The 22,539-nt window shown below is 59.5% G+C and carries 16 protein-coding genes and 1 pseudogene; 6 read left to right on the top strand and 11 right to left on the bottom strand.

Annotation, left to right across the window (positions count from 1 at the left end):
- Window positions 1-47 precede the first annotated feature (47 nt).
- Window positions 48-1,127, top strand: coding sequence for an alpha-xenorhabdolysin family binary toxin subunit A (locus tag HNR03_RS19725; protein WP_259155335.1), 1,080 nt, complete (start codon window positions 48-50; stop codon window positions 1,125-1,127).
- A 36-nt stretch (window positions 1,128-1,163) separates the two neighbouring features.
- Window positions 1,164-2,165 (top strand): alpha-xenorhabdolysin family binary toxin subunit B, encoded by a 1,002-nt coding sequence (locus HNR03_RS19730; RefSeq protein WP_259155336.1) that lies wholly within the window; start codon window positions 1,164-1,166, stop codon window positions 2,163-2,165.
- Here the strand turns inward: HNR03_RS19730 and HNR03_RS19735 are convergent.
- A complete protein-coding gene (locus HNR03_RS19735) occupies window positions 2,162-2,923 on the bottom strand; it encodes a tetratricopeptide repeat protein (protein WP_259155337.1) in 762 nt (253 codons plus the stop codon). The two genes, HNR03_RS19730 and HNR03_RS19735, sit on opposite strands and share 4 nt — an antisense overlap.
- The gene (locus tag HNR03_RS19740) at window positions 2,920-3,600 is read right to left on the bottom strand and encodes a Fe2+-dependent dioxygenase (protein ID WP_259155338.1); all 681 of its coding nucleotides are present in this window, start codon (window positions 3,598-3,600) and stop codon (window positions 2,920-2,922) included. The genes HNR03_RS19735 and HNR03_RS19740 overlap by 4 nt, the downstream gene beginning before the upstream one ends.
- A gap of 204 nt (window positions 3,601-3,804) precedes the next feature.
- On the opposite strand from HNR03_RS19740, the gene HNR03_RS19745 reads away from it, so the two are divergent.
- Together HNR03_RS19745 and HNR03_RS19750 are read left to right on the top strand one after the other, a co-directional pair.
- Window positions 3,805-6,120 carry a TonB-dependent siderophore receptor gene (locus HNR03_RS19745; RefSeq protein ID WP_222589756.1) on the top strand — a complete coding sequence of 772 codons (2,316 nt, stop codon included), beginning with the start codon at window positions 3,805-3,807 and terminating at the stop codon, window positions 6,118-6,120.
- A gap of 233 nt (window positions 6,121-6,353) precedes the next feature.
- Window positions 6,354-8,882: a sulfite reductase flavoprotein subunit alpha gene (locus HNR03_RS19750; protein WP_259155339.1), complete on the top strand. Its 2,529-nt coding sequence runs from the start codon at window positions 6,354-6,356 to the stop codon at window positions 8,880-8,882.
- A 132-nt stretch (window positions 8,883-9,014) separates the two neighbouring features.
- On the opposite strand, the gene HNR03_RS19755 is transcribed toward HNR03_RS19750, so the two are convergent.
- The 4 genes from HNR03_RS19755 to ptsP form a co-directional block, all read right to left on the bottom strand.
- Window positions 9,015-10,556 (bottom strand): alkaline phosphatase, encoded by a 1,542-nt coding sequence (locus HNR03_RS19755; RefSeq protein WP_259155340.1) that lies wholly within the window; start codon window positions 10,554-10,556, stop codon window positions 9,015-9,017.
- Window positions 10,557-10,721: 165 nt separating this feature from the next.
- A complete protein-coding gene (locus tag HNR03_RS19760; protein WP_259155341.1) occupies window positions 10,722-12,461 on the bottom strand; it encodes a PTS fructose-like transporter subunit IIB in 1,740 nt (579 codons plus the stop codon).
- A gap of 11 nt (window positions 12,462-12,472) precedes the next feature.
- On the bottom strand, window positions 12,473-13,414 hold the full coding sequence (gene pfkB / locus HNR03_RS19765) for a 1-phosphofructokinase (protein ID WP_259155342.1): 942 nt from the start codon (window positions 13,412-13,414) through the stop codon (window positions 12,473-12,475).
- Window positions 13,414-16,275, bottom strand: coding sequence for a phosphoenolpyruvate--protein phosphotransferase (gene ptsP, locus HNR03_RS19770; protein WP_259155344.1), 2,862 nt, complete (start codon window positions 16,273-16,275; stop codon window positions 13,414-13,416). The genes pfkB and ptsP overlap by 1 nt, the downstream gene beginning before the upstream one ends.
- 283 nt (window positions 16,276-16,558) lie before the next feature.
- On the opposite strand from ptsP, the gene cra reads away from it, so the two are divergent.
- Both cra and HNR03_RS19780 read left to right on the top strand, forming a co-directional pair.
- Window positions 16,559-17,554 carry a catabolite repressor/activator gene (cra, locus tag HNR03_RS19775; protein WP_222589750.1) on the top strand — a complete coding sequence of 332 codons (996 nt, stop codon included), beginning with the start codon at window positions 16,559-16,561 and terminating at the stop codon, window positions 17,552-17,554.
- 3 nt (window positions 17,555-17,557) lie between these two features.
- Window positions 17,558-18,334, top strand: coding sequence for a TatD family hydrolase (locus tag HNR03_RS19780; protein WP_259155345.1), 777 nt, complete (start codon window positions 17,558-17,560; stop codon window positions 18,332-18,334).
- On the opposite strand, the gene HNR03_RS19785 is transcribed toward HNR03_RS19780, so the two are convergent.
- From HNR03_RS19785 to ampD, 5 genes and pseudogenes are all read right to left on the bottom strand, one after another.
- Window positions 18,335-18,724, bottom strand: a complete 390-nt coding sequence (locus HNR03_RS19785; RefSeq protein WP_222589748.1) for a hypothetical protein — start codon at window positions 18,722-18,724, stop codon at window positions 18,335-18,337. It abuts the gene before it with no gap.
- 174 nt (window positions 18,725-18,898) lie between these two features.
- Window positions 18,899-19,828, bottom strand: coding sequence for a methyl-accepting chemotaxis protein (locus tag HNR03_RS31940; RefSeq protein ID WP_405046067.1), 930 nt, complete (start codon window positions 19,826-19,828; stop codon window positions 18,899-18,901).
- Window positions 19,805-20,896: pseudogene (locus tag HNR03_RS31945) on the bottom strand (methyl-accepting chemotaxis protein); the annotation flags it as partial. The gene HNR03_RS31940 and the pseudogene HNR03_RS31945, both read right to left, overlap by 24 nt.
- 218 nt (window positions 20,897-21,114) lie before the next feature.
- Entirely contained in the window at window positions 21,115-21,951 is an 837-nt protein-coding gene (ampE, locus tag HNR03_RS19795; RefSeq protein WP_259155347.1) for a regulatory signaling modulator protein AmpE, read from the bottom strand.
- A complete protein-coding gene (ampD, locus tag HNR03_RS19800) occupies window positions 21,948-22,508 on the bottom strand; it encodes a 1,6-anhydro-N-acetylmuramyl-L-alanine amidase AmpD (protein ID WP_259155348.1) in 561 nt (186 codons plus the stop codon). The genes ampE and ampD overlap by 4 nt, the downstream gene beginning before the upstream one ends.
- Window positions 22,509-22,539: the final 31 nt, after the last annotated feature.

Raw genomic sequence — 22,539 nt, forward strand, 5'->3', positions numbered from 1 at the left:
ATCTGAAGTTATGCTACGCGCTCACTTACTTGAAAGGGACTTCAACCATGCCACTTCATACATCGCCTGTATTAAACGCGACCTCGCCACCGATCATTACCAAAGGCGATATTATACGAATCAAAGAATACATTTCCGAAGCAAAGAAACTCCCTACCAACCTCGACGATGTTAAAGCACTGCTAAAAAGCGAAAATACCGGCATCGCCGGGCTGGAGCCTTATGACATTGCAAATACCTGCGCCAAAATCGTTACCAATGCCCATAGCTGGAACGACATAGAACTCTCGATGAAAAAAGTGGCTGGCAGCCTCAAGACATTCTCCGAAGACTTGCGCTATTTCGGAGACGACATTATCGCAGCCATCGAAACCATGCCGGGATATAAAAATTACATTGGCACAATTGAAGGGCTGACGGACGAAGAAATTTCCAAACTTCCCGAGTTGAAAATTGGCTCAGATGAGAAAAACAGATTTCCATCCATCAAGGACTCTATTCAGTTTATTGCAAGTTCCATTGATCAAAAGAAAACCAACAGCACTGACATCCAGCTCCGGCTGAAATACTTCAAGACCGAGCTGACCGATGTGGTCGCGGTATTGATTGGAGAAAAGCTGAAACTGGCCGGCAATCACGAGTTGAATGCCGAGATCACCCGACTCAACGTTGAAATTGATGATGCTCAACGCCTGGTTAATGAAAAAACCAAAGAGTACGAGCCTAACTTCTTTGAATCCTTCCTGTCGTTTATCGATCCGTTGGGCTACAAAGTTCTACAGCTCAAAGCCAACCTGCAGACTGCACATGTTGCGCCGCTGGTTAGTCGACGGGATGAACTCACTGAGCAAGTTCGTAAGAAAAACGTTCTGACGGGAACGTTGTTGACCCTTCATGCCCGCCTGTACAGCGTTGATTCTTATATCGTCGGTGCAACACAAAGCACTGCGTTGCTTGAAACCTTATGGATCACCATTTCGGAGTACATCAACTCGTCAAAAAACAAAATTGATGGCATTCACGAATTCCTCACGCTCAGGGCGTTTGTTTCGAGCCTGAAAGTCGTGCTCAGCAACTGGAAAAACATCGAATCCAATGCCAAGGCGTTGACCCAAGCATTCGACTGATACAAAACCACCCAACAACTATAAATAAGGATATTTATGACCACACTATCGTATACCGCACTGGACATGTCCGTTATTCGCAACAGTCGAATAACCATTCGCTACCAGGCCCTCACCGGCTCTGCTGACTTGTATATAGAGGCTTTGCGAAATGAACTGGTCAAGCTGAATGCAGCCATCACGGATACAGACTTGATTGCGCACAAGACCATTACTACCGCGATCATCAATCTGGATACCGCGACACTCAATGAGACACTGGAGGCGTTGACCGCGCTGTCTATGGGGGACATGAATCCGTCAACCAGAAACGCCATTGAGGTCTATACCAAAATAGCCAGGCAATTGATCTCGCAATGCACTGATAACCTGGGCACAGCTCAGACCGAACTCAGCCACGCGCTCTACAATGTCAGGTATTCCCCCATCAGTGACAATCAATTCAAAATTGCTGAACTGGCGCAGGCACGCGAGGTTCTGGCCACCGAACGGGACAAGGAAATCCCACCAGTGGAAAAGCTCTTGGATGATGAAAAGGTCTTGAATGAAGCGATCCGTCTATTTCAAAGCCTCAGTTTCATTGATCGCGTGAAACCTCTTCTCGAGCAATTGACCGGAATGATCGGCACTCAACCTGAAACACCCCAAACGGCGGCCCTGAAAGCCGGCGTATTGGTCGCGAACAAATTTCTTGATGAGGCAAACGAACTGATCAAATACCAGGGCCTGATCACGGCGCGCACCACGCTTCGGGTTCGTCTAGTAGAACGACAGGGTCGCCTGAGTTCTCTTGTCAGCCAAATCAGTGATAACGACAAGAAAGCCAAACAACTGAACGACACTAAGAAAGTGATTGAGCCGCGCGATTCGTATGTCAATGAAACGAGCAACATTGTCGAAGCGTTGTCGTTGTTTCTTGAGGCCATCAACGAGGATACCGGGGACGACCTTGTCAAAAAGGGCCGACATCTGATCTCGCAGGCCAAGCCGTTGGCGTCCTACCTGGCCAACCTCAAAGGTCAGTGGCTACGCGACTAATGTTGCTGTTGAGTGAGTTCGGACGCCCGTTGCCGGTATTCCTGAGCCATCGCACGGATCGCAGGGTGCGGGGCGTTGAGTAATGCATCTCCACTCACCCGAAGGAAGTTCTGGTTACCGCCGGTCAATGCCCGGCGTAACCAGGACATGGCTTCGTCAACCTGCCCGTCATCTGCCAACAGCGCCGCATAACTGAACTGACCGCGAAAATCCCCGCCTTCGGCAGATCGTTGGTACCAAAGTCGCGCCGTCAATGGATCTGCAGGGCAAACCCGTCCTTCTTCCAGATACCGCCCCAACAGGTTCATCGACTTCGCATGGCCCAGTTCGGCGGCGAGGCGATAAAGATGCAGCGCTTGTGCCTGATCCTCCATCACCCCACGCCCCGTCGCCAGCAGGTTGGCGTAGTTGTACATCGCCCAATCCAGCCCGGCGTCGGCGGCCATTCGATAATGCCCCGCGGCAACCGATGCATCAGCGGCACAACCCCAGCCATGTTCATGACAACGACCGAGCATGTTGCGCGCCATCAAGTGGCCGCGCTGGGCGGCAATCTCGAACCAGCGCAACGCCAGCGGTTGATCCTGCGCGATGCCCTGCCCGTCCAGCAGGATCTGTCCGAGCAGCGCCTGAGCTTCGAGTACGTTTTCACGGGCGGCGATCAGAATCGCCTGGGCTGCGCGTGCGGGGCTTTCCTCGAGCATGGCTTTGAGACGATCACCGTCGAGGACTTCCTCGCGGCGCAATTGGAAACTCATACGTCGACCCAGCGGCGCAACAAGTTGTGATAAGCGCCGGTGAGGCGAATCAGTGAAGGATGATCCGGCATGTCCTGCGTCAATTGCTGGATCGCGCCATCCATCTCGAACAACAAGGCGCGCTGGCTGTCTTCCCGCACCAGGCTTTGGGTCCAGAAGAAAGAGGCGTAGCGCGTGCCGCGCGTCACGGCGTTGACCTTGTGCAGGCTGGTGCCGGGATACAGGACCATGTCACCGGCCGGCAACTTCACCCGCTGGGTGCCGAAGGTGTCCTGGATTTCCAGTTCACCGCCGTCGTAATCCTCAGGCTCACTGAAGAACAACGTTGCCGAGAGATCGGTGCGCACGCGCTCGATGCTGTTTTTCGGCTGGCGCACGGCGTTGTCGATATGGAAGTCGAAACTGCCACCGGCCGTGTAACAGTTCAGCAATGGTGGGAAGACTTTGTGCGGTAACGCGGCGGACATGAACAGCGGATTCTTCCACAGCCGCTCAAGCAGCGCCGCGCCCACCTCCTTGGCCAGTGGATGACCTTCGGGCAACTGCAGATTGTGCTTGGCCTTGGCCGACTGGTAGCCGGCGGTGATTTTGCCGTCGGCCCAGTCCGCCTGCTCCAGAGCCTCGCGGATGCGCTGCACTTCTTCTTTCGCGAACACGCCGGGAATGTGCAGCAGCATGGGATGGCACCTGAGAACAAAGAGGCGTCAATGGTATTGATTCTTATTGCCCGTGTAAAACCCCATGACGAACGAGCCCGCCAAAACCGTAAGGTCAAAGTGTAAAGAATGTAAATTCGATGCAAATAGTAACGTTTCGCAATTGATACAAATACTTGTTTACCCTATATTCCGCGGCCTCAAATCCTTGGGAGGGGAATTCACATGTCACGCCAACAATCACAATTACCGGTCAGTTCACCGCGTTTGCTCGCGTCAGCAATTGGCGTGGCGATCACTGCCGGCTCTGCGGGCCACATGGTTTTCGCGGCTGAACAAACCAACGAAAAAGCACCGGGCAATTCGATTTCCCTTGGCGCCACCGCCATCACTGGCGAAGCCCAGGATGCGACTTCCTACAACGTCGAAAAAGCCTCCTCGCCCAAGTACACCGCACCGCTGGTGGACACGCCGCGTTCGGTCACCGTTATCCCGCAACAAGTCCTCAAGGACACCGGCGCACTCAATATGCAGGACGCGCTGCGCACCGTTCCGGGCATCACCTTCGGTGCCGGTGAAGGTGGCAACCCACAAGGCGACCGTCCGTTCATTCGCGGTTTCGACGCCCAGGGCGATACTTATCTCGATGGCGTGCGCGACACCGGCTCGCAAAGCCGCGAGATCTTCGCGGTCGAGTCGATCGAAGTCAGCAAAGGCCCGAACTCGGCCATTGGCGGCCGTGGAGCGGCGGGTGGCAGCATCAACCTGGTGAGCAAGAAGGCGCATCTGGGCGACTCGTTCGACGGCGGATTTACCTGGGGTTCGGACCAGACCCAGCGTTACACGATGGACGGCAACTACCAGTTCAGCGATAGCGCCGCTGGCCGTCTGAACCTGATGAGCCACGAAAGCAACGTCGCCGGCCGTGACAAAGTCGATTACGACCGCTGGGGCGTCGCGCCGTCGCTGGTGTTCGGCCTGGGCACCGACACCCGGGTCAACCTCGATTACTACCACCTGGAAAGCAACGACACGCCAGACTCGGGCATTCCTTACACCATTCCTGTCGCAGGTTCGGCCGCCCGTACCAAATCGAACCCGGACAAGCCTTTTGCCGGCGGTAACGACAGCAATTTCTATGGCCTGGATCGCGATTTCCGCAAGGGCCGCACCGACACGGCGACCTTCGCCATCGAGCACGACCTCAACGACGCGCTGACCGTCAAAAACACCTTGCGCCATGGCACCAGCATGCAGGATTACATCCTGACCCAGCCGGACGACAGCAAGGGCAACGTCAACAACGGCAGCGTCTGGCGTCGGGCCAACACCCGCGTCAGCAACACCGAGACCACTACCAACCAGACGGATCTGTTCGGTGACGTCTACATCGCCGGGTTCAAGAACAGCTTCGCCACCGGTATCGAGTTGAGCCACGAGGAAAGCCGCAAGTCCTCGTACAACGTCAACACCGACACCACGCCGGCAACGGCGGCTGTGACAACCAACTGCAGTCCGGCGCTCATCGGTGCACCGAGCGGCTACAACTGCACGTCGCTGTCCAACCCGACCCCGAACGATCCATGGAACGGTGCAATTTCACGCAACTACGCCGGTACCGACACCAAAGCCAACACTTATGCGTTGTATGTGTTCGACACCCTGGAATTGTCCGAGCAGTGGCTGGTGAACATGGGTCTGCGTTACGACCATTTCGACACCGACTACAAAACCTTCAACGGCTCCAGCGTGACCACGTCCAAGGGCGATGACACCAGCGAGTTCGTGACCGGTCAGTTCGGCGTGGTCTACAAGCCCGCAGAAAACGGCAGCATCTATGCGTCCTATGCCACCTCCGCCACGCCACCGGGCAACACCCTGGGCGAAGGTCAGGAAGGCAACCCGCTGGGCGGCACGCCGGACCGCAACGGCAACTTGCTGAAAAGCGACATGGAACCGGAAACCACCAAGAACTACGAAATCGGTACCAAGTGGGATCTGTTGAACGATCGTCTGTCGCTGACCGCCGATATCTTCCGCACCGAGAAAGACAACGCCCGCGTTCAAGTCGACACCACGTCCTATGAAAACGCCGGCAAAACCCGCGTCCAAGGGGTCGAACTGTCGGCCAGCGGCAAGATCACCGACAAATGGCAAGTCTTCGCCGGCTACGCCTACATGGACAGCGAGCAAGTCGATGGCGGCCCGCTGGGCGCAGTCAACGATGGCAACGAACTGCCTAACACGCCGAAAAACAGCGCCAGCCTGTGGACCACTTATCAGGTCACACCGAAGCTGACGATCGGCGGCGGTGCGTTCTACGTCGACGATGTATTCGGCAGCGTGGCCAACACCACCATGGTTGATTCCTATGTTCGTTACGACGCGATGGCCGCCTACAAGCTGAGCAAAAACATCGACCTGCAACTGAACGTGCAAAACCTGACCGACGAAACCTATTACGACAAAGCCTTCTCAACCCACTTCGCCAATCAGGCGGCGGGCCGTACGGCATTGCTGAGCACTAACTTCCACTTCTAAAAAATGTGGGAGCGAGCCTGCTCGCGATGAGGGCGCCACATTCAACATTTGTGTTGGCTGACCCACCGCATTCGCGAGCAGGCTCGCTCCCACAAGGAGTGGCTGGCAATTAAAGGTCAGGCCCCGTTCATCTATATGACCGGGGCTTTTGTACGTAAAAAAGAATGCTTCTCGACCACCCACGGCATAATGCGCGCCGTGATGACAATTATCGAACGAACAAGGCGAGCGAAGTGTTGAAGAAAACCCTGTTCCAGTTGCACTGGTTTTTCGGCATCAGTGCCGGGCTGGTCCTGGCCCTGATGGGCATCACCGGGGCGACGGTATCGTTTCAGGATGAAATCCTAAGCGTGCTGAACCCCTCTGTGTTGCAGGTCGAGAAGCAGGTTGCCGGCGTGCTGCCCCCAGTCGAACTGGTCGAGCGCATCGAAGCCGCTTCCGGTAAAAAAGTCGCCATGCTCAGTGTCGAGACCGACAGCGGCACCGCAGCCAAGGTGTTCTTCACCCCTCCGCCCGGCGAACGCCGTGGCGAGATGCGTTATTTCGACCCGTATACCGCCGAGTTCATGGGCGATGCCACCGGGCAAGGCTTCTTCGGCTTCATGCTGCAACTGCACCGCTTTCTCGCCATGGGCGATACCGGTCGGCAAATCACCGGCGCGTGCACGCTGATCCTGGTGTTCTTCTGCCTATCGGGCCTGTACCTGCGCTGGCCACGCCAGTGGAAAAACTGGCGTACCTGGCTAACCCTCGACTGGAAGAAAAAGGGCCGCAGCTTCAACTGGGACCTGCACTCGGTGGCCGGTACGTGGTGCATGGTGTTTTACCTGTTGGCGGCGCTGACCGGATTGTCTTGGTCCTATGAGTGGTACAACAAAGGCCTGACCCGACTGCTTTCCGACGCCCCGCAAAACGAGCGCATGCGCGGCGGGCGTGGTCCTGCGCCAAGCGGTCCGGCGCCGACCGCCGATTACGCGTTGATGTGGAGCAGCATCTACAGCGCTGCCGGTCCGGCACTCAGTGCCTATAACATCCGCATGCCGCCAGTGGCCGGGCAACCCGCCACCGTGTTCTACCTGTTGAAGACCTCGCCGCACAATCGCGCGTTGAACCAGATCACCCTTGATCCGGCCTCTGGCGTGGTCAAACGGATTGAGCGTTACAGCGACAAGAGCCTCAAGGCGCAACTGCTGACCAGCATTTACGCGCTGCATGTGGGCAGCTATTTCGGCATTGTCGGGCGGATCATCATGACAATCAGCGCGCTGACCATGCCGCTGTTTTTCATCACCGGCTGGTTGCTGTACCTCGACCGTCGGCGCAAGAAAAAACAAATCAACGATGCCCGCAAAGGCTTCGCGCAAACCGGCAGCAATACGCCGGCCTGGTTGATCGGCTTCGCCAGCCAAAGCGGGTTTGCCGAGCAGCTGGCGTGGCAAACCGCCGGGCAGTTGCAGGCGGCCGGCGTACCGGTGAAAGTCCAGCCGCTGGCGAATGTCAGCGAACAGGATTTGCGTGAGTCCAGCAATGCATTGTTCGTGGTCAGCACGTTCGGCGACGGCGAAGCACCGGACAGTGCCCGCGGTTTCGAACGCAAAGTGCTGGGCCGGGCGCCGAGCCTGGAGAGCCTGAACTACGCGGTACTGGGCCTGGGTGATCGCCAGTATCATCACTTCTGCGGCTTCGCCCGACGCCTGCATACCTGGCTGGGCGAACAGGGCGGCAAGACCTTGTTCGCGCCGGTGGAAGTCGACAGCGGCGATCCGTACGCCCTGCGTCACTGGCAACAACAGCTGGGTCTGCTGACCGGACAAACACCGGCCGACACCTGGCAGGCACCGAGCTACGACAACTGGACCCTGACCCGCCGCGAATTGATGAACCCGGACAGCAGCGGCTCGCCGGTGTACTTGCTGGGCCTTGCAGCCCCGACCACCAGCAGTTGGCTGGCCGGTGACCTGGTGGAAGTGCTGCCACGCAACAGTTCATGGGCGATCGAGCATTTCCTTGATGGCCTGGGCATCGAAGGCCGGGCCACGGTGACCTACGATGGCCTGACACAACCTCTGGAGCAGGCCCTGGCGAGTCGCCAATTGCCCGAGAACCGAGCGCATCTGGTCGGCCTGCACGCCCAGGCGCTGTTGGACGCCCTGGTGCCATTGGCCATGCGCGAATACTCCATCGCCTCGATAGCGGCGGACGGCGTGCTGGAACTGATCGTGCGTCAGGAAGTGCATCCCGACGGCAGCCTGGGCGTCGCTTCCGGCTGGCTGACCGAGCATGCGCCAGTGGGCAGTACCCTCAGTATGCGGGTGCGACGTAACAGCGGTTTCCATTTACCGACCGAGCCGGTGCCGATGATTTTGCTGGGCAACGGCACCGGTCTCGCCGGGCTGCGCAGCTTGTTGAAAGCGCGGATTGCCGATGGACAACAACGCCATTGGCTGTTGTTTGGCGAGCGCAACCGCGAACACGATTACCTGTGTCGCGATGAGCTCGAAGAGTGGCTGATCTCGGGGGACATCGAGCGACTGGACCTGGCGTTTTCGCGGGATCAGGCCGAAAAGATCTACGTGCAGGATCGGCTGCGCGAGTCCACCGAAACGTTGAAGCAATGGCTGGCTGAAGGTGCTGTGATCTACATCTGCGGCAGCCTGCAAGGCATGGCTTCAGGGGTGGATCACGTGCTCAACGAAGTGCTGGGGATTGAAGAAGTCGACCGACTGATAGAACAAGGCCGATATCGGCGTGACGTGTACTGACCCAACATTATCCCTGTGGGAGCGAGCTTGCTCGCGATGACGGCTTAACATTCAATAAATACAGCGGCTGTTACACCGCCATCGCGAGCAGGCTCACTCCCACAGGAGTCTGGGTCTGCTCGCGATTTTTTTTCAGACTGGCTGCAACTTCTGCTCAAACACCCCAACCCCATCCAGATCCCGCAACACCACACTCATCTCCCCCGTCTGCCCGTCGATATTCACCTCGCCAAAAAACTGAAATCCGGCAAACGGCGAAGTGTTCTGCGCGGGTGGGGCTTTCTCGAAGACCACCTCGGGGCCAAAGGTTTTATCCAGCGGATTGGGCCCGAAACTCCCCGCATTCAACGGTCCGGCAACAAACTCCCAGAACGGTTCGAAGTCCTGAAAAGCAGCGCGGTCCGGGTGGTAATGATGCGCGGCGCAGTAATGCACATCTGCGGTCAGGAACACAAAATTGCGCACCTGTTGCGCCCGCAAGAAACCCAACAACTCGGCGATTTCCAGTTCACGTCCCTGGGCCGGGCCGGGATCGCCGTTGGCCACCGCTTCCCAGCGCGTCACACCGGGGCTGACTTCGCCGTCCGGCACGCCTAGGCCGATCGGCATGTCGGCGGCAATCACTTTCCATTGCGCGGTGGAGCCTTTCAACGAAGCCTTCAACCAGCCCAGTTGCTCGCGACCGAGAAAGGGTTTTTCGCCGCCAAGGTTGGCGTCATTGGCCCCTCGATAACTGCGCATGTCCAGCACGAACACATCCAGCAACGGCCCATAGCTGAGCTTGCGATAAATTCGTCCGCCGCCGTCGGCGCTCTGCAGGCGCATCGGTGCATATTCCAGCCAGGCTTGCCGCGCACGGCCCACCAGGCTGTAGATATCCTTGCTTTGGTAGCGCCCGTCGAGTTGTTTGCCCGGCGACCAGTTATTCACCACTTCGTGATCGTCCCACTGCCAGATCTGCGGTACTTCGGCGTTGAAGCGACGGATGTTTTCGTCCATCAGGTTGTAGCGGTAATTGCCACGATATTCATCGAGGGTTTCGGCGACTTTGCTCTTGGCTTCGCTGGTGATATTGCGCCACACACGGCCGCTTTCCGTGGTCAGTTGCGCTGGCACCGGGCCGTCGGCGTAGATGGTGTCGCCGCTGTGGATAAAGAAGTCCGGCAGGCGCAAGCGCATGGCTTCGTAGATGCGCATGCCGCCAATGTCGGGGTTGATGCCAAAGCCTTGGCCGACGGTGTCACCGCTCCAGACAAAACGGATATCGCGACGGGCTTGCGGCACGCTGCGCAAGTGGCCGAACCAGGGTTCGCTGGCGGCGCCACTCTGGGCATCTTCGAAGGACACGCGATAGAAAATCGCCTGATCGGCGGGCAGGTCGGTGAGCTCCACGCGAGCGGTGAAATCGCTGCGCGCATCGGCCACTGGCGAGACGAGTCGGCGGGGGTTGCCGAACAGGCTGCGGGTGTCCCATTCCACCACCATCCGCGCCGCACGGTCGCAGCGACTCCAGATCATCGCCCGGTCGCCCAGCAAGTCGCCGGACTGCACGCCGTCGGTGAGTTGCGGACGATCCTGGACTGACGCGATCACTGCCGGCGCCAGACCAGGAAGCAACAGGCCGGCGCCGACGGCCTGGATGACGCGGCGGCGGCCAAGATCGAATTCGCTCATGGTGTTCTCCCTGAAAAGGAAAACTTAAACACGCGCGCGTGACGCTGATGTGAAAACGCAATCCCTGTGGGAGCGAGCCTTCTCGCGATTGCGGTGTAACAGTCACCATTTCTGCTGGATGTTAAATCGTCATCGCGAGTAGGCTCACTCCCACAGGGTTTTGTGTCAGGCCTTGGCTGGCTCCAGTGCCAACTCAACTGTTTCCGGCCGCTTGAGCAGCGCGTACGCCACCGCCGTCAGCAGACTGCCAGCCACAATCGCCAGCAAATACAGCAGCGCATGGTTGATCGCATTCGGGATCGCCAACACAAACAAGCCACCGTGCGGCGCCATCAGTTTGCAGCCGAAATACATCGACAACGCACCGGTCAGCGCACCACCGGCAATGCTCGCCGGAATCACCCGCAGCGGGTCCTTGGCGGCAAACGGAATTGCCCCTTCGGAAATAAAGCACAGCCCCAATACCAGCGCCGCTTTACCTGCCTCGCGCTCGGTTTGGGCAAACTTGCGACGCGCAATGAACGTGGCGATGCCCAGGCCAATCGGCGGCACCATGCCAGCGGCCATGGTCGCGGCCATTGGTGCATAACTCTGGGACGCCAGAAGCCCGACCGAGAACGCATAAGCCGCCTTGTTGATCGGCCCGCCAAGGTCGACGCACATCATGCCGCCCAGCAACACACCGAGCAGAATCGCGTTGGTGGTGCCCATGCTGTCGAGGAAGTGCGTGAGCGCTTCGAGCATGCCGGCTACCGGTTTGCCGACCACGTAGATCATCACCAGACCGGTGAACAGGCTCGCCAGCAACGGGATGATCAGGATCGGTTTCAGCGCCTCAAGACTTTGCGGCAAGCGCGCATAACGATTGATCGCCTGCGCCGCATAACCGGCGATGAAACCGGCAATGATCCCGCCGATGAAACCGGCACCGAGGGTGCTCGCCAGCAAACCGCCAATCATCCCCGGCGCCAGGCCCGGACGGTCGGCGATCGAGTAGGCGATGTAACCCGCCAGCAGCGGCACCATCAGCTTGAACGCGGTCTCGCCGCCGATCTGCATCAGCGCCGCCGCCAATGTGCCCGGTTCCTTGAACGCAGTGATGCCGAACACGAAGGACAAGGCGATCATCAAGCCGCCCGCCACCACCATCGGCAACATGAACGACACACCGGTCAGCAAGTGTTTGTAGACGCCGGACTTCTCTTGCTTGGCCGGGCCTTGGGCGCCGGTTGCAGCAGTTTCCTGTTTGCCTTCGGCCAAGGCTTTTTTCAGTGTCGCTTCAGCTTGCTTGAGAGCAATACCCGTGCCGCAGCGGTAAATCTTCTTGCCGGCGAAACGCTCGGTGGCGACTTCGATATCGCAGGCCAGCAACACCACATCGGCATCGGCAATCGCGGCGGCGCTTAATGGATTGCGCGCACCGACCGAGCCCTGGGTTTCGATTTGCAGCTCGTAGCCCAGGCGTTTGGCCGCTTGCTGCAAGGCTTCGGCGGCCATGAACGTGTGCGCGACGCCGGTCGGGCAGGCTGTGATCGCCACCAGTCGCGGCGCGTTTTGCACAACGGCAACCGGCTCTGCGACGGCTTCGGGAGCGACGTAAACCTGAGCCTCCTCGGCACCTCGGCGCAGCACCGCTTCGACATCCTGCAGCGCCTGGGCCGGCGTGCTCTGGAAGACGCGCTTGCCGACGAATCGGGACATGTCGACCGGGGCGCTGGTGACCAGCAATACCCACTCGGCGCCCTCGATCGTGGCCGCCGACAATTGGCGTTCCGGGTGCGCCGCGTCGTTGACTTCAACGCAGGTGCTCCAGCCCTGACGCTGGGCCGCCGCATCGAGCAAGCGGGCGCACAGCACACTGGTGACCATGCCGTTCGGACAGGCCGTAACAATGGCTAACTTCATGACAAACCCTCTTATTGTTCTGTCAGGGGGCGCACGCGCACACCCTGTTCGAGCTGCGCCAATTGCGCGGCGTCGTTGATGCCGAAACCGATCTGGGTGACCGCCATCGCGGCAATCGCTGTGGCCGTGCGCAGGGTCTGTTCAGGCGTATCGGCGCTGAGCAAACCGTGGAGCATGCCGGCCAACAACGAATCGCCCGCGCCCACCGTACTGGCGACGCTGACCTTGGGCGGCGTGGCGTGCATCGCCGAACCGACACTGAACCAGTTCACGCCATCGGCGCCGTGGGAGATCACCACATGCTCGATGCCTTGAGCGTGCAAACGGCTCGCCGCTTCGGCTTGGGCGGTGACCGAAACCACCTCGCAACCCAGCACCTCGGCCAGCTCTTCGGAGTTTGGCTTGATCAGCCAGGGACCGGCCTTGAGCGCGGCACGCAAGGCTTCGCCGCTGGTGTCGAGGGCGACTTTCAAGCCAAGGTTTTTCAACCGTGAAATCAACGCCTGCAGCCACGCGGGACTGATGCCTTGAGGCAGGCTGCCGGCGACGACAACGGCTTCATGGCCCGGCGCAATCTGCTCGAGTCGATCGAGCAAAGCTTGTTGCGCGGCCTCATCCACCATCGGCCCGGGACCGTTGATATCAGTGATGCGCCCATCGCTTTCTGCCAGTTTGATGTTGCTGCGTGTCTCGCCGGGAACACGGATAAACGCGTCGACAAAACCACGTTTGGCGAACAGGGTTTCGAACGCTTGCAGGTTCTCTTCACCAAGGAAACCGCTGACGGTGAGCTGATGCCCAAGGTCCGCCAGCACCTGCGCCACGTTCACGCCTTTGCCGGCGGCGTGGGTGTGCATCTCGTCGCTGCGATTGACCTGACCTGGAGCGAGCAGCGGCAACTGGACGGTGAGGTCCAGCGCCGGATTGAGGGTCAGGGTTAGAATCTTGGCCATTACAGGGCCTCCACTAATGCGCGAACTTCATTCGCGCTGCCCACGGCCAAGGCCTGCTGGGCGAGAATTCGGGTCTGGGCCAGGCTGAGCTCGCGCACCCGCGCCTTGACCTCGGCGATGCTGCGGCCCGACACGCTGAGTTCATCCACACCCAGACCGACCAGCACCGGCACCGCCAGCGGATCAGCCGCCAACTCGCCGCACACGCCAACCCATTTGCCGTGGGCATGGGCGGCGCGCACGGTGATGTCGATCAGTTGCAGCACCGCCGGGTGCAACCCGTCAGCCTGGGCCGACAAGGTTGGATGACCACGGTCGATGGCCAGGGTGTATTGGGTCAGGTCATTGGTGCCGACGCTGAAAAAGTCGACCTCTTTGGCCAGCACCGGCGCCAGCAATGCCGCTGACGGTACTTCAATCATGATCCCCAATTGCAAGTCTGCAACCGGGATTTCCAGACGCAGGCGTTCGGTCATGTCCCGAGCCTGGCGCCACTCATCAACGCTGCCGACCATCGGGAACATGATCCGCAGCGGACGGTTGTCGGCGGCACGCAACAAGGCGCGCAATTGCGCTTCCATGATCTGCGGGCGCTGCAGGGTCAGGCGAATGCCGCGCACGCCGAGGAACGGGTTTTCTTCTTTGGCGATCGGCCAATACGGCAGCGGTTTGTCGCCACCGACATCAAGGGTGCGCACCACCAGCGGACGACCGGCCAGGCCATCGAGGACGCGACGGTATTCGACTTCCTGAGTGGCTTCGTCCGGCGCTTGCGAATGGGCCATGAAAATCAGTTCGGTGCGCAGCAAGCCGATGCCTTCGGCGCCCTGCTCCACCGCGCTGGTGACGCCGGCGCTCTCGCCGATGTTGGCGAACACTTCGACCGCGTGGCCATCGGTAGTCAACGCCGGTTGATGGCGTTGCTCGGCGGCGGCCTTGAGACGTTGTTCGCGGGTATCGCGTTCCTGCGTGGCGCGCTGCAAGGTGGCGGCGTCGGCATCGACGTGCAAGCGACCGCGCTGGCCATCGATCAGCAACGGCGTGCCCGGCGCCAGCAGCAGCACCGCCGCACCAGCGCCGACCAGCGCCGGAATACCCAGCGCCCGGGCAACGATCGCACTGTGCGCGGTGGCGCCGCCACGGGCGGTAAGAATGCCGGCGACCCGCGTCGGATCGAGACGCGCCACGTCGGACGGACCGACTTCATCCATCACCAGAATGTACGGTTGGTCGGGCTCGCTCGGGGTTTCGATGCCACTGAGTTGCGCCAGCACACGACGGCCGATGTCGCGCAAGTCCGCGGCGCGTTCGGCGAGCAGCGCGTCCTGCAACGATTCCTGTTGTTTGGCCGCCGCTTCAATCACCGCCATCCACGCCGCTTCGGCGCTTTCGCCTTGCTTGAGACGGGTGTCGACTTCATCGGTCAGTTCCGGATCGTCGAGCATTTCCTGGTGGGTAATAAAAATCTCGCGAATGGCCTTCGATTTGCTGCGTTCGATCAACCCTTCGATGTCGCGACGCACGTCGGCCAGCGCCTGTTTGAGACGCTCGCGCTCGATGGCGGCAGACTCACCGCGCAGCGGGTATTCGATGGTTTGCAGCACTTGGATATGTGCCGGACCGATGGCAATTCCCGGCGCAGCGGCGATGGCCTGAATCAGACTGCCGGATTTCGGTGCAAGCAGCACTTCGGCGACATCGGCAAATATTTCACGCTGCTGACTGACTGGCGGCAACGGCTCGACTTCTTCCCCGAGACCTTCCTCGATGGCCGCCAACAGGGCTGGCAACGCGTCGGCGGCGATGCTCGGTTCGGCGACGAATTCAAGCACCTGACCACGGCGAGCGCCAAGGCTGAGCAGCTTGCTCAAGCTCTTCACCGACACGGCGCTGTCCTGCCCTTCGACGATGCGTACGCGGATTTCACCTTCGAAACTTTTCGCCAGTTGCGCAAGGATCTTCGCCGGGCGTGCATGCAAGCCATGGGCGTTGGCCAGGGCGATACGAGCGCTTGGCCAATCCGCCGGCAACTCACCGCCCAGCACTTCAAGCACCGCGCGGCTGCTGGTGGCGCGACCCAATTCGTGGCCGCGACCTTCGATCAGCAACGCACACAGGCGTTCGAGCAGGGCTTGATGCGCCTCGCCGAGGCTGGCCAGGCAAAACAGGCCGCTGAGCGGCTGGCCGAGGTAACGCATCGGTTTGTCCGGGGTGACGAAGGCCAGGCCGGGGCGCTTCACGGTCTGTTCGCTGTGCAACCACCACAAACCATCGCCCAGGGGCAGCGCTTCGACTTGCTGCAAGACGCCGGCGAACCCGTTGCTCACACAATCCGCCTGGCGCAGCAAACGCGCACCGCGCCAGACCAGCTCTTCGAAATCATCGGCGGAAACACCAAGGCCGATCATCTGTGCATCCAACGCCAGCTCCTGCGGCGCGCCTTGCAACAGTTTCAGCAAGGCTTCGGCGGTGCTGGCGCGACGCAGGGCCTGACCCAGATCGGTCTCGCCGAGGGCGCGTGTCAGCAGTTGCAGTAAACGCAGGTGTTCGTCGGACTTGGCGGCAATACCAATCGCCAGGTAAACAATCTGACCATCGCCCCAGTCCACGCCTTCGGGGAACTGCATCAGGCGCACGCCGGTGGAAAACACCTGATCGCGGGTATCCGGGGTACCGTGGGGGATGGCAATACCTTGACCGAGAAAGGTCGAGCCCTGGGCTTCGCGCGCCTGCAAACCGGCGAGATAACCCTCGGCAACCAATCCATCGGCAACCAGATGTTGGGCCAGCAAGTGCAACGCTGCGGACTTATCCACAGCCGATTGGCCCATGGAAATCTGCTCTATGGTGAGCTCGAGCATGCTTTCTCCTTTTTGGCGCCTGTGGGCGCCAGGTATTGTTTTGAATGATTCAGCTTAGGCGCTTGGTCATGACTTTTGGCGGTTTCGCGGCAGAACCGTCCAAATGCACCTATAACGTAGAAAATACGCTTGCTGAATCGTTTAATCTAGAATGATTGGCACGTTACTCGATAATGTCCCATCCTTGAAGTCCAACTTGTCGGATACGTTGCGACAATGGTCACCTGTCCGAATCGGGTAGGATTGTCAAAAATGTCGGGCGAAAAACAAGGAAACCCCCGAGTTGAAACTCAGTGATATCGCACAATTGGCCGGTGTGTCCGTTACCACCGCCAGTTACGTCATCAATGGCAAGGCCGAACAGCAACGCATCAGCAGCGCCACCGTCGAGCGTGTGCGTGCCGTCGTTGAACAACATGGTTTTACACCTAATCCCCAGGCGGCCGGGCTGCGCAGTCGGCACACACGCACTTTGGGCTTCATTCTGCCGGATCTGGAAAACCCCAGTTACGCACGAATTGCCAAATTGCTCGAGCAAGGCGCCCGGGCTCGCGGCTATCAATTGCTGATCGCCAGCTCGGACGATGCGCCGGACAGCGAGCGTCAATTGCTCAAACTGTTCCGCGCGCGGCGCTGCGATGCGCTGATCGTTGCCAGCTGCCTGCCGGCCGGAGACGACAGTTACCGTCAGCTGCAAGCCAAAGGCATTCCGATCATTGCCATCGACCGGGTGATGGAACCCGAACATTTCTGTTCGGTGATCAGCGATGACCGCGAGGCCAGCCTGCAATTGACCCGCAGCCTGCTCGATCCGCTGCCCAAGCAAATTGCGTTGATTGGCGCGCGTCCAGAGCTGAGCATCAGTCAGGAACGGGCTGCTGGATTCAAAGAGGCGTTGGCCGGGTTCAAGGGCGAAGTGCTGATTGAGCACGGAGAGTCGTTCAGCCGCGAATGCGGCAAACAGTTGATGGAAGAATTGCTGCAGCGCCTGGGCCATTTGCCGGATGCGCTGGTGACCACCTCCTACGTGCTGCTTCAAGGCGTGTTCGATGCCTTGCACGATTTCCCGCTCAAGACCCGCCCGCTGCGCCTGGGCACCTTCGGCGATACGCAGCTGCTGGACTTCCTGCCACTGCCGGTCAATGCCATGGCCCAGCAGCACCAACTGATCGCCGACAAAGCCCTGGCGCTCGCGCTGGCCGCCATCGAGCAGTCCGATTACCAACCCGGCGTGCAGGCCATTGCGCGGACCTTCAAGCAACGTATTCGCCAGGATTGAACCGTGGAGCTGATCGACAGCCACACTCATCTGGACTTTCCGGACTTCGACGAAGACCGTGCGGCGCTGCTCTCCGAAAGCCGCGCCCTCGGGGTGCGGCGGATGGTGGTGCTGGGGGTGTTCCAGGGTAACTGGCAACGGGTTTGGGATCTGGTGCAAAGCGATCCTGACCTGCATGCGGCGTTCGGCTTGCACCCGGTGTATCTGGACGATCATCGCCCTGAAGATTTAGCTGCGCTCGGTGATTGGCTGACCCGGCTTGCCGGTCATCGGCAATTGTGCGCTGTGGGCGAAATCGGCCTGGATTACTTCATCGAAACCCTGGATCGCGAGCGCCAGCAGGCGTTGTTCGAAGCACAGTTGCAACTGGCGGCGGACTTCAATCTTCCGGCGCTGATTCATGTGCGACGTAGCCATGCGGCAGTAGTTGCCACGCTCAAGCGGTTCAAGCTCAAACGCGCAGGGATCATTCACGCGTTCGCCGGTAGCAAGGAAGAAGCCCGCGAATACATCAAGCTGGGGTTCAAACTCGGCCTCGGTGGTGCCGCCACCTGGCCTCAAGCGTTGCGCATGCACCGTGTGCTCGCCGAGTTGCCGCTGGATTCAGTGGTTCTGGAGACCGATTCCCCGGACATGGCGCCAGTCATGTTTCCCGGTCAACGCAACACCCCCGCGCACCTGCCGGCAATCTGCTCGGCACTGGCGCACATCATGGCGATCAGTCCCGAACAATTGGCTGAGACGAGCACGGCCAATGCCTGTGCGCTGTTCAACTGGTAATCAGTCGGCGTGAGCCTTGGCGGCTTCCAGAATCAGCGTCATGTGTTGCTTGTGCCGAGCGTATTGCACGACACCGAAATAGATCAGAATCGCAATCAGTGAAAAATTCAGCTGTTCGACCACGCTGATCAACCTGATCCACTCCATCACCAATGCCACCAGCAACGCGGTGCACACGGTCACCAACGTGCTTGCCCGCAACATGGCCAGGGAGTCGATGGATTTCAAGCGCTTGATCTGATGCGGGTCGCTCAATTTCAACGCTTTATGGCAGTGGGCACAGGCGAACGACTCGTTGATCGCAATAGCGTTGAGCTGCCAGGGTTCGAGCACAAGCGTGGTTTCACAGTGGGCGCAGCGCCCCTGGATTCCAATTGTTGCAGATGACATCACCGAGCCTCCTCAGGGCGGGTCAGAGTGGTTGATCTTCCTTCATTGAAGACTAAAAAAAGAGAACTCGCAGGAAATCAGGAAGTTGCCGACCTGATTTGGGAAAAAATACGACAGACGCCACTCAAAAAAGGTGGGACAAGGCTGCTCCCACCGTTGATGTTCGGCACGGCATCACACCCGGAACGCGCTGATCAATTGCTTGAGTTCCACCACCTGAGCCGACAACGCGCGACTGGCATCCTCCGTCTGGTGCGCGCCTTCAGCGGTGCGCTCACCGGCCCGGTTGATCTCGACGATGTTCTGGTCAATATCATGGGCAACGGCTGTCTGCTGCTCTACCGCCGCGGCGATCTGCTGGTTCTGGTCGACGATCATGCCGACGGCACCAAGAATGTTTTCCAGCGCCTGCTGGACTTTTTCCGACTGCCCGACCGTGCCATCGGCCATTTGGTGGCTGATGCCCATCGCTTTCACCGCAGCGCCGACACCGCTGTGCAGCTTGGCGATCATCTGCTCGATTTCCTCGGTCGATTGCTGGGTTCGCTTGGCCAGGGTTCGCACCTCATCGGCCACCACCGCAAAGCCACGGCCCTGCTCGCCGGCCCGTGCCGCTTCGATAGCGGCGTTGAGGGCCAGAAGGTTGGTCTGTTCGGCAATGCTCTTGATCACCTCCAGCACGCGGCTGATGGACTGGCTGTCGCTGGCCAGTTGATTGACCACCTGCACCGACTGGTCGATCTCGCTGGCCAGCTGCGCGATGCTGCCCTGTTGGGACTCCACCAGCCCGCGACCGCTGATGGTCTCGTCATTGACGCTGTGGGCACTGCTGACCGCCGCGGCGGCACTGCGCGCCACCTCAAGCGAGGTCGCCGACATCTGGTTCATGGCGGTGGCGACCTGCTCGATCTGCGAGCGCTGCCCTGCCACGGCCTGGTTGCTTCGGGCAGAGACACTTTCGACCTGCCCGGCCTGGCGCTCGACCTCATTGACGGTTTGTCCTACGCGCTCGATCAGGTCGTGGATTTTTTTCACCGTGCCGTTGAACACCTCGCCCAATTCGCCGAGTTCATCGCGGCTTTCTGCGCGGAACGTGACGGTCATATCGCCCGCCGCCACTTTGTCCAATGTCGCCCCAAGCCGTTTGAGGGTGGTGCGGGTCGAGGCGTAGAAGCCGCCGTACAGGTAAAAAATCAGCACAAACACCACCGTCAACGCCACGGCCTGCATCACCATGTGGGTGCGGTTCTGCTCCAGTCGCTGCTGCAACTGAGCGCCGAGAAACTTCAGCGTGGCTTCATTGAGTTGGTAGGTCTTGTCCATCAGGCCTGTGACCTGATCGTAAAAGCCCTGCCATGGCGCATCGAGCGTATCGGCCATCACCACCTGCTCTTCGAACAGTTCACTGGCCTTTTTCAGCGACGCCTTGCTGCTATCGGCCAAGGCCGCCAGGCTTTCGCGCGCGGCCTTGCTGGAGCCCATGGCGTCCTGCAACTTCAAACCGTATTCGCCCTGGAGCTTTTCGATCTGCGCCAGCAACTCATCGAATCGTGTGCTCGACGACGAATTGAGAAAGCCCTGCCCCAGCGAATAGGAACCCATCGCACGGCCATCGCCCAAGATCTGGGTAACCGGTGGGGTGACGTTGGTAATGAGTTCGCTCAGTTGCCGCATGTCGCTCTGAGTGTCACGGCCCAGTCCGGCCTGGCTGGCAATGATCTGACTGAAAATCTGCGCGCTGCCCAGCAACTTTCCGATCATTCCGCTTTTGCTTTGCAGGGAGCTTTCCGCTTGCTGGGCCTTGAACGCAGCAATCATTTCGTCGCGCTTGGCATCGAAAATCGCGATCTGCTCCGCATCGGTGGTCATCGCCGTCATGCCCTGCAAACGGGTCAGCACGCTTTGTCCCAGGGTGCTGATCTGCGATTCGACGTTGCCGGCTTTGCCGGACTGGCCGAGGGTGACGTTGATCTGCACCAGGTTATTCAGGGTTTCCAGGTCCCGTCGCAGGGTCAGGCTGCTGCCCAGCAGATCGAGGCTCTGCAGTTCCACCTGTGTGCCCTGGAACTCACGATAGGAATCGCGCACCAGATAAAAGTTTGTCACCAGCATCGGCACGAGGAATAACACACTGATCAGGCTGAACTTCATACCGAAGCTCAGGCGATTCATCAGCGCGACGGCGGGATAGAGCAAGCTCTTCACTGGAAGTCTCCCTTTGAATTCTTATTTTTATTGGCAGGCGCAGTGCTACGGCAGATAGCCACTATTGAGCGCTATGCCTGTATAGCTCAAATCGGAGAGAGGTTTTGTAACTTAAGGTTAACGGGGGGCGGGCGTCCCCGTAGTCGCTGACGCGGTTTGCGCCAACGAATACGGGTATCGGTGTGTTAAGGAAGGACAGTCCACAGCGCAAAACCTGCGTACCAGAGCACCGCCGCTCGCAGCAGCAATTCCCAGATCCGGTCCAGGCTGTTGATGCCGTCCGGTCCGACGACTGGCGCAGGGATTTCACCGGCGACCAGTCCGACTTTTTCAATCAACTGGGCAGCGCTGATGTTCCAGTTCAGCAGTTCGTGCAACATCACCCGGCTTACGGCGACAAAGTTGCCGACCAGCGCGAAACTGGCAGCCAGCAGGCGCACAGGCACCCAGTCAAAGGCGTGACGCAACTGGCCCGCGCGCTCGACCACGGCCGGGTTCTGTCCGTGCTCTTCGGCCAGCGCCAGTAGTCGATAGCTGAGAGCGGCAACCGGACCCAGCAGGAAATACCAAAAAATCACGGCGAAAAAGCTTTGATAAGCCTCCCACAGCAAATGGCCCTGGACCTGTTCAAGCAATTGCTCGCCACTGTCGGCGCAAATATCCAGGTCGCGTTTCGCCACATGGGCGGCCGCTTGCAGGTCTTCCCGGCGCCAGGCATCGCGAAACGGCCCGAGGCCGGCCAGCAAATCGCCACGCCCCAGACTGTAAATCACCACCAGCAGATGCACCGGCAAGGCCAGCAACCCGTAAGCCACCGGATCCAGCACCACCAACAACAAACCCAGCAGCGCCACGGGCAGCAGCACCAGCACCACCAGGATCAGCCATGGCCGATCAATCAGTCGCGGGTTGACTTCAAGCTTGTTCAGTTCATGTATCCAGCCGCCATCACGTTGAACCCGATGGCGCAGGGCCGAGAACTTCTCGATCCAGACGGCCAGCAGCAGCACCAGAAAACTCATTGTTGTTCCTCTTTTGCCAGGGCGGCGCGATAGCGTGCCCAGTCGAACGCAGGTCCCGGATCCGTTTTGCGGCCCGGGGCGATGTCACTATGGCCACAGATGCGCTGTGCGGTGATGGCCGGGAAAGCGCTTTGCAGCTGGCGGGTCAGCGCCATCAACGCTTGATACTGAGCATCGGTGAACGGCAGATCATCCGTGCCTTCCAGCTCAATCCCCAGGGAAAAATCATTACAGGTTTCCCGTCCCTCGAAAATCGACACACCGGCGTGCCAGGCGCGCTCAAGACAGGAGACAAACTGAGTGACAGTGCCGTCACGTTCAATCAGAAAGTGCGCGGACACCCGCAGGTCGGCAATCCCTTCAAAGTATGGGTGCTCCGTGACATCCAGGCGATTCTGGAAAAATTCCTGCACCTTGCCAGTCAGAAACTGCGCAGGCGGCAGGCTGATGTTGTGGATCACCAGCAGGGAAATTTCGCCCGTGGGGCGCGCATTGAAATTGGGCGAGGGGCACAAACGTACGCCCTGACACCAACCGCTCGCGGGGTCCAACTGCATACAGGTTCCTTCAACGACGACTGTGTGGCCC

Origin of the sequence: Pseudomonas sp. JAI111, from assembly GCF_024809425.1 — a bacterium.
Taxonomy (GTDB): Bacteria; Pseudomonadota; Gammaproteobacteria; order Pseudomonadales; family Pseudomonadaceae; genus Aquipseudomonas.